At 69.1% G+C, this 8,294-nt stretch carries 8 protein-coding genes; all 8 read left to right on the top strand.

All coding sequences use genetic code 11. The features are described 5' to 3' along the window. Positions 1 to 1,213 (top strand): cytochrome P450 (locus tag QH283_RS08495; RefSeq protein ID WP_280502471.1); only part of this gene is annotated, 1,213 nt, incomplete at its 5' end. Continuing rightward, positions 1,210 to 2,343 (top strand): polyprenyl synthetase family protein, encoded by a 1,134-nt coding sequence (locus QH283_RS08490; RefSeq protein ID WP_280502470.1) that lies wholly within the window; start codon positions 1,210 to 1,212, stop codon positions 2,341 to 2,343. The genes QH283_RS08495 and QH283_RS08490, both read left to right, overlap by 4 nt. A 3-nt stretch (positions 2,344 to 2,346) precedes the next feature. Beyond that, entirely contained in the window at positions 2,347 to 3,468 is a 1,122-nt protein-coding gene (locus tag QH283_RS08485) for a terpene synthase family protein (RefSeq protein WP_280502469.1), read from the top strand. Beyond that, entirely contained in the window at positions 3,374 to 4,813 is a 1,440-nt protein-coding gene (locus tag QH283_RS08480; RefSeq protein WP_280502468.1) for a cytochrome P450, read from the top strand. Before QH283_RS08485 ends, QH283_RS08480 begins: the two co-directional genes overlap by 95 nt. Next, positions 4,810 to 5,952 carry a hypothetical protein gene (locus QH283_RS08475; RefSeq protein ID WP_280502467.1) on the top strand — a complete coding sequence of 381 codons (1,143 nt, stop codon included), beginning with the start codon at positions 4,810 to 4,812 and terminating at the stop codon, positions 5,950 to 5,952. Before QH283_RS08480 ends, QH283_RS08475 begins: the two co-directional genes overlap by 4 nt. After that, positions 5,949 to 7,133, top strand: coding sequence for a cytochrome P450 (locus QH283_RS08470; RefSeq protein ID WP_280502466.1), 1,185 nt, complete (start codon positions 5,949 to 5,951; stop codon positions 7,131 to 7,133). Before QH283_RS08475 ends, QH283_RS08470 begins: the two co-directional genes overlap by 4 nt. Continuing rightward, positions 7,130 to 7,342 carry a ferredoxin gene (locus QH283_RS08465; RefSeq protein WP_280502465.1) on the top strand — a complete coding sequence of 71 codons (213 nt, stop codon included), beginning with the start codon at positions 7,130 to 7,132 and terminating at the stop codon, positions 7,340 to 7,342. The genes QH283_RS08470 and QH283_RS08465 overlap by 4 nt, the downstream gene beginning before the upstream one ends. A gap of 8 nt (positions 7,343 to 7,350) precedes the next feature. Then, positions 7,351 to 8,294: polyketide synthase (locus QH283_RS08460; RefSeq protein WP_280502464.1), on the top strand; the 944-nt coding region annotated here is incomplete at its 3' end.

Below are 8,294 nucleotides of genomic sequence, written 5' to 3'. Positions count from 1 at the left end.
GACGGATGCCTGCCTGATCTCCGATCACGAGTTGCTCTACCAGATCCTGGTCACCGACGCCAAGAAGTACGACAAGGGCATCCAGTACGAGCGCGCCAGGGCCATGCTCGGCAATGGAGTCCTGTTGGCGGAGGGCGATTTCCACCTCCGTCAGCGCAGGCTCATGCAGCCGATGTTCAACAAGCCCTCCATCGACGACTATGTGGACGCCATGCACGGCTACAGCACGGCGATGGTCGAGTCGTGGCGGGACAAGGAGGTGGTGGAGCTCTACCCGGAGTTCTACCGGCTGGCCACCAGAGTCGTCATCGACACCCTGTTCTCGACCGTCATGTCGGACCAGGACGTCGAACTCGTCCGCGCCAAGATGCCGATCGTGATCGCCGGTATCGAGAAACGCGGCGCCCTTCCGCCGAGATTGTTCGACACGATCCCCACGCCCGAGAACCGTGCCTTCTACTCGGCGATCGCCGAATTGCGCGCACTCGGAGACCGGCTGGTCGACCAGCGGCTCGCGGCCGAACGCGCGGCGGGGGCACGCGACGACCTGATGGACGTGCTCACCGGCACCGAGGACGAGATCACCCGGCGCGACAACGACCGGGCGCAGATCCTCAACGAGTTCCTGACCTTCCTGACAGCCGGTTCGGAGACCACCCCGAGCGGCATGGCCTGGTCGTGTTACCTGTTGGCCGAGCACCCGGAGATCCAGGAGCGGGTCCGCGCCGAGGTGGCCGGCGCCGATCTCGGCACCGACAACAACGTCCGGGCCATCGGACGACTACCTCTGCTGCAGGCGGTGGTCAAGGAGGCCTTGAGGCTGTATCCGCCGGTGTGGGCCCTGGGCAGACGCACCTTGCAGACCACCGAACTCGGCGGCTTCACCCTCCCGGCGGGGACCCAGGTCTTCTACTCCGTCTACGCGATCCAGCGGGACGAGAAGGTCTACGACGACCCGGACTCCTTCCAGCCCGACCGCTGGCTCGACGGCAGGCGCAAGTATCCACGCACCGCCTTCCTGCCCTTCGGCGCCGGGGTGCGCAACTGCATCGGCGAACACTTCGCCTGGATCGAGATCTCCATCGCGCTGATCAACATCCTGCAGCGCTATCAGCTCTCGTTGCAGCCGGGACAGACCGTCCCGCCCGCCGCCATGGGCGCACTCGTCCCCGGCGACCTGCCGGTTCGCCTGACCAGTGTGGTGGCCCGATGAGCAGCCAGGCGAGCGCGAACGCGCTGGCCGAGCGGGTCCGGGCCAATGTGGCGGAGCTGATGGCCGAGTTCGACACGCTCTCACGCGCCGCGCACGGCCAGGCGGGCGAGGTGCTCACCTTCTCCCGCCGGCTCGACGACTATGTGATGCGGTTCGGCAGTATGCGCCGAACCCGGGTCGCCGGTCACATCCTCGCGGGCATGCGGGCCGACGACCACCGCGGTCTGACCGCCCTCGGGCACGCGTGCGCCGCCCTCGAACTGTTCCACGCCTCCGCCCTGATCCACGACGACATCATCGACGACAGTCCGGTGCGGCGTAACCACCCGGCGTTCCACATCGGCTGGGACGAGGTGGCGGAGACCACGACGGTCACACCGACAGCCGGCGCGGCACCACCTGCGGAGCCGAGTTCCGTCGTCTCGCTGCCGCTCGGGGTGGCGGCGGGACTACTCGGCGGGGACGTGCTGCTGGTCCTGTGCGCCCGGTCCATCGACCGCATCGACGGGCCGCTGCGACGGCGCATCTCGGGCTTCTTCCAGGAAGCCCAGCTGCGCACCGTCATCGGTGAGTTCCAGGACTCGCTGCTCGAGCACCGGCGCACGAGCGTCGACCGGGCGTCCGTCCGCGCGATGTCGGTGAACAAGACCGCCTGGTACACCGTGATCGCGCCGCTGATCCTCGCCGCGCGATGCGCCGAAGCCGACGAGGACCGGATCCCGCCACTGCTCGAGGCGGGCGCGGCATACGGCGAGGCGTTCCAACTGCTCGACGATCTGAACGAGGTGGTCCTCGACCCCGCGATCACCGGCAAGAACGCGCTGGACGATCTGCGCACCGGCAAGGCCACCCTGCTGCGCCAGATCCTCGAGACCGCGGCTACCCCGGCGGAGCGCCGAATCCTCGCCGAGGTCTACGGCCGCCCCGACGGGACCGAGCGTGAGCTGGCCCGCTACCGCAACGTGGTCGAGGTGCACCGGGAGCACATCACCGGTGAGCTGCTGGCGCTGCTCGATCGGGCACGTGCGGCACTGGTCGCGGCGGGACTGGACGATCGCACCGTGCGTGCTGTCGAGCGCGAGATCGATCCGCACGACACCTTTCCCATCTCCCTGGACGAAAGCGCGTGAGCCATGGCCGAGAATCTCACCGCCGAATGGGCGGGCAGTCACGTCCTGCTGCCCCCGTTCGCCCACTGCCTGCCCGCACTGGAGCGCGACGACGCCGAGCGATTGGTGGCCGAAAGCCACGAGTGGTGCCTGCGCGGTCTGTCGGATCTGCTCCCGCGGCCGGAGCTGGCGGCCCTGCTCGCCGAGCGGGCGTCGCTGTGGACGATCCTGGTACTGCCGACAGCACCGTACGACTTCCTCGTCGCGGCCTCGCGCTACACCGAGTACCTGTCCATTCTGGACAACGCGCTGGTCGACAAGGACCGGCTCGGCCGCGATCCCGCCTACGCCGCACGGATGAAGGCGGCCATCGACGTCCTGTTCGACGGCGTCCACCTCGATGGCGTCCCCTTCGACGGTCGCGGCGCAGGCAGTCCGGCCGACGAGGAACTGACGATCTGGTTCAAGCCGCTGCACGAGTGTCTGGCCACTCTGCGCGCCTACGTGAGCGATACGGTGTGGAAGTCCTTCCACCACGAGGTGGAGCGGTTCTTCCTCGGTTGTGTGGAGGAAGTCCGCTACCGCAATTCCCCCGAGGTCTACGACTTCGACGCCTATCTGCGGATGCGGCGCAACAGCGTCGGCATGGGCATGTATTTCGCGCTCGGAGAAGCTCTCGCGCCTCCCTTCCCCGACGAACCGCTCGCCGAGGAACTGCGCGCGCGCATGGTCGGGTACGCCCTTGACCACATCGCCTTGGCCAACGACCTGTTCTCGTTCCGCGCCGAGGCGGATGCCGACGACACCGTCAACGCGGTGGCGACGCTGATGCTCGGTGAGGCCATCGGTGTCCAGGAAGCCTTCGACCGGGTCGGTCTCGAGGTGACACGTTGTGAGAACGCCTTCCGCCACACCTTGCACGAGACCTTCGACACGCTCGGAGCCGACCACGCGGTCAGCGTCTACGGCGCACTGCTCTGGAACATGATGTGCGGCAACGTCGACTGGTCCTACCGCACGACACGCTACAACGGAGAAAGGCATCGGTGGGATGGCCGGTATCCCCAGGTTGTTCGGCTCCAGCACGGGAGCACAGAGTTCACCGACCGGTCCTACCGCGACCTCGTCGCCGCGGGACTGGCGTGAGCGGGCGGCCGGATTCGACACCCGAGTCCACTCCGGTCTCGGGCTGATCCGCGAGATCATCGGGCTTGCCCGCGATCCGCTCGGTTGGGTGGCCGAGCACAACCACACCGCGGATCTGCACGTGTACACCGCCTTCGGCAAGGACCTCGTGCTGGTGACCGATCCGCTGCTGGTCAACGATCTGCTCGTCGATCGGCGCGGGCACTTCGAGAAGGGTGTGTTCTACGACCGGGTGCGACCACTCGCGGGCAACGGCGTCGTGCTGGCCAACGGCGCGGAGCACCGGCGACAGCGCGACTATCTCGACCAGTTCTTCAAGCGCGATCACGTGCTCGGCCTGCGGGAGCTGATGGTCGGCGTGGTCACCGAGGAACTGCAACGCTGGACGCCCGAGCTCGACATCGACGGCGCGCTGCACCGGATGACCTTCCGCATCCTCGCGGCCACGATGTTCGGCGCCGAGATCGGCTCCTCGGAGTTCCAGGACATCCACGAGTGGCTCGGTCTCGTCCTCGAGGCCATCATGTTCCGCACCGTCGTGCCCAACTGGTACCTCGCGATACCGACCGCGCGCAATCGTGCCCACGACCGGGCCATGGAGCGCCTGCGCGCCGCCATCACCTCCGCCATGGACCGCCCCCATTCGGCGGACTCCGGCAGGCTCGACCTGATCTCGGTGATGCGGACGGTCCGCGACGACGAGGGCAGGCCACTGACCGCCGAGGAGATGGCCGACCAGATCGTCGCCGTCACCATGGCGGGCGCGGAGACGGCGGCCACGGCGATGTCCTGGCTGGTGGTCGAACTGGCCGCCGACCCAGCCCTGCAGGACGCCCTCCGTGAGGAGGTGACCGCGGCCCGTGGTCGTGGCGTCGAATACGGGCCCGACCTGTCGGAGGTTCCGCTGCTCTCGCGAGTGCTGTCGGAGCTGTTGCGCTGCCGCCAGCCGATTCTGGTGATCTCCCGGCGCGCCGCCGAGGACACCGAGTTGCGCGGGATTCCGATTCCGGCGGGCACCGAAGTCATGTACAGCCCGTGGGCGATGCATCGCGACCGCAGGCACTTCCGCGCGGGCGAGGTGTTCACCCCGGACACCTTCGCCGCGGACGGTTGCCCCGTCACCCGAGGCGCCTACACCCCCTTCGGGCTCGGGCCCCGGCATTGTGTCGGGGAACAGTACGCCTGGCAGATGATGTGGGTCGTCGTCGCGGAGATGCTCACCGCCGTGCACATCGATTCGGCTGTGGCCGAACATCCCGGTGGCAGACCGTTGGCCACGATCATCCCCGGCGCCGTGGCGGCCGCCACCCGGCGGGCAACCGTGCGAACGGAGGCCGAGCGATGACGCGGCCGCTGGCGCCGAGCGAGGTGTTCCACGCATACCTGGACTGGCAGACCGACGTCGACGTCGAACTGCCCGCGCCGGCGACCGTGCCCGCGGCCGACGCCCTCGCGCTGCTCTACGAGCAGTTCCCCGCGCTGGGGGCGAAGGTGCGGCGCACGCCGGTGGGGTTCGTGCTGGAGACCTCGCGGGAACGAGCACGGGTGGACATCGACGGCGACACCGTCACCGTCGAGGCCGATCTGTCGGCCTTCGCGGTTCAACGGAGCCGGACCGGTGCGGTGCGCATACGCGGCAGGCTGCATCACGCCCTGTGCGATGTCACCGGCATCCTCTCGGTCACCGACCATCTGGTGGGCCTGCTCGGCATCCAGCCGCGCGCCGAATCGATCGCCACCGACGATGCCCGCCGGTGGCCGGTCACCGCCGAGGAGGCGTTCCAGGCGGCGACGGCCGAACACGACCGACATCGTGTCGGCGCCTTCTATGCCGAGGCAACCGCACCGGACCTCCCCCCGGCGCGACCGGTCGGCCTCCACCTCTCTGCGGCGCGGATGGCGTCCGTCGACGCCGGATGCGCCGCGGCGGGCGTCTCACTGACCGGCGTGATCGTCACCGCGGCCGCGTCGTTCCTCACCGACGACGCGCTGTCGGTCGGCGTCCCGGTGGACTGCCGGGTCTTCCTCGGCGACAGCGCGGTCCCCCCACGCGTGGGCGGCATTTGCCGTCACGGCGCGCTGCTCCGGGGGGCCGGTGGCGCCGCGACGACCGCCGAGGTCGTGGCCGCCGCCAAGAGGTGTGACGACGACCTGCTCGATCAACTCGAATCCGCGGTGCCCGCTGAGCCGTTTCGCGACGGCCTCCGCTATCTGCCCGAGCACAACCCGCCCGCCGACCTCGTCGTTTCCAACGCCAGGGGCGCGGCACGGCGCTTCGCGCGCCTCGCCGACGCCGAACGCGTCCTGGTGCTGCCGGGATGCGCCATCCCAGCCCTGCCGATGATCGCGGTCAACGAGCACCCGGCGGACGGCGCGGTCACCATCCACCTCATCGCGCACCCCGCCGAATTTCCCGACGATCGCGCACGGGCGCTGATCGACACGCTGGCACGCACTCTCACCGAGATCGGGGACAAGTCATGAACGAACACATTCCCACCATCCCCCGCGGCCGGACCGGAGTCTTCGATCTGCCCACCGGCCTGGCCGAACTCGCCGCGAAGGGCCCGGTCCACCGTCTGCGCTACGCCGGCGGGCACCTCGGCTGGATCGTCACCGACTTCGACCTGTGCCGCCGAGTGCTGACCATGCCGGAATTCAGTTCCCGCCCGGATCTGCGGCACTCGGCCATCCACGAGGCCATCGGTGACGGTCAGCCACCGGAGGAACGGCCGGGCATGTTCGTCGGCATGGACCCGCCGGATCACACGCACTACCGGCGCATCGTCGCCGCGGCCCTGCGACTGGGCGAGATGCGCAAACTGCGATCCGGCATCGCCGGCCGGGCCGCCGCCCTGTTCGACGCCTGCGAGGGCGATCAGTTCGACCTCGTCTCCGGGCTGGCCTCGCCGCTGCCCGCGCTGGTGATCACCGAACTGCTCGGCGTCGAGGAATCGGTCAGCCACACCCTCGCCCGATGCCTGGAGCAGATGCTGTCGCTGGAATCCACAGCAGACCAGGTGCGCGCGATGTTCGGCCGGATCTTCGACGAACTCGGCGAGGTGGTTCGCAGGCGCCGGGCCGACCACGCACCCGGATTCATCACCAACATGATTCTCGACGGCACGCTCGACGACGCCGAGATGACCAGTGTGGCCTTCCAGCTCTACACCGCGGGCCACGAGACCACCACCAACATGATCGCGCTGAGCTGCCTGCATCTGCTGCGTGATCCGGCTGCGGCGCACGCCATCAGCGGTGACGACGCCGCCGTCGCCGACGCTGTCGAGGAGTTCCTCCGGTTCTTCTCCATCATCCAGTACGGCATCTCCCGCGCCGCGCTGAAGGACGTCGAACTCGGCGGCCAGGTGATCGCGGCCGGGGAGACGGTCACCGTCTCGTTGCCCGCGGCCAACTTCGATCCGGCGCGGTTCCCGGATCCGCATGTGCTCGACCTGCGGCGCGGCGACCGCGGTCATCTCGCCTTCGGTTTCGGCGTCCACCAGTGCGTGGCGCAGCAACTGGCCCGTGTCGAACTCGTCGTCGCCCTGGAGTCGTTCCTGGAGCGCTACGACGAACTGGCACTGGTCGGCTTCGAGATGAAGACCGACACCATCGTGCACGGCCTGACCCGGCTGGTCGTCCGGCGCGTGGGCCGACCGTGATACGCGCGGACCGGAGCCGCTGCTGCGGGGCGGGCATGTGCGTGTTGATCGCCCCCGCGGTGTTCGACCAGGACGAGCACGGGTTGGTGGTGATCGACGAGTCCGCCGCCCGGGCCTGCGACCCGGAACTGATACGACACGCCGTCAGCTGCTGCCCCGGTGGAGCCCTGCTCGACGAGGCGAGCGCGTCGGCGACCCGACGGAAATGAGAGATGCGATGCAACGACGGGATCAGCGGATCGCCGTCGTCGGGATCGGCGCGCGCCTGCCGGGCGCACACGGCCCGGCGGGAGTCTGGGAGATGACACATCGGCGCGCGGACGTCATCGCGACCGCGCCACCGAACCGGGAAAGGCATCTGAGCACACACGACATCGACGACCCCCGCTTCGAGAAGATCTGCCGCACCGGCGGATTCGTCGGGGACTGGGAGTCGTTCGACAGCACCGCCTTCGGCATCTCCGCCCGTGAGGCGCAGCTGATGGATCCGCAGCAGCGGATAGTGCTCGAAACCGCCTTCGAGGCGGTCGCCGACGCGGGCTTCACCCTCGACTATCTGCAGCGTCACCGCACCGGTGTGGTCAGCGGCTACATCACCCGCGACTACTGGCACAGCGTGCGCGGCGACGCCGGGTCGGATGCCATGGCCAATGTCGGCAACACGGGCAGCGGCCTGTCGGGCAGGATCTCGCATGTCTTCGGTGTGACGGGCCCCTCGATCACCATCGACACCGCGTGCTCCTCCGGCCTGTCCGCCGTCGCGGTCGCGATCGACAACCTCGCGCTCGGTCACTGCTCGATAGCCCTGGCTGCGGCGTCGAATCTGATTCTGGATCCGCTGGAGACGTTGTCCTTCTACCGCTCCGGCATGCTCGCCGCCGACAGCAGGTGCAAGTTCGCGACGACCGCTGCGGACGGCTTCGTGCGCAGCGACGGCTTCTGCGCCGTGGTGCTGCGTCCATTGGCCGACGCGATGGCCGAAGGCGACCGGGTCTACGCCGTCATCGAGTCGGTCGCGGTCGGCAACGACGGTGGTCGCAGCGGATCGTTGCCCACCCCCGCCGTGGCCGGGCAGGTGGAGGTGATACGCCGCGCCCGCGCCGCCGGCGGGCGCCCCCCCCGCGCCCGCGGCGAAGGGGGTAGCCCCCGGCGCCGGGCACC

Source organism: Nocardia farcinica, from assembly GCF_029867845.1.
GTDB lineage: Bacteria > Actinomycetota > Actinomycetes > Mycobacteriales > Mycobacteriaceae > Nocardia > Nocardia farcinica_A.
This window is presented reverse-complemented; position numbering and strand designations above follow the sequence as displayed.

Coding starts and splice junctions, on each gene's coding strand:
- QH283_RS08470 (WP_280502466.1), top strand. CDS start 5,949: ATGAACGAACACATTCCCACCATCCCCCGCGGCCGGACCGGAGTCTTC.
- QH283_RS08485 (WP_280502469.1), top strand. CDS start 2,347: ATGGCCGAGAATCTCACCGCCGAATGGGCGGGCAGTCACGTCCTGCTG.
- QH283_RS08490 (WP_280502470.1), top strand. CDS start 1,210: ATGAGCAGCCAGGCGAGCGCGAACGCGCTGGCCGAGCGGGTCCGGGCC.
- QH283_RS08475 (WP_280502467.1), top strand. CDS start 4,810: ATGACGCGGCCGCTGGCGCCGAGCGAGGTGTTCCACGCATACCTGGAC.
- QH283_RS08480 (WP_280502468.1), top strand. CDS start 3,374: ATGGCCGGTATCCCCAGGTTGTTCGGCTCCAGCACGGGAGCACAGAGT.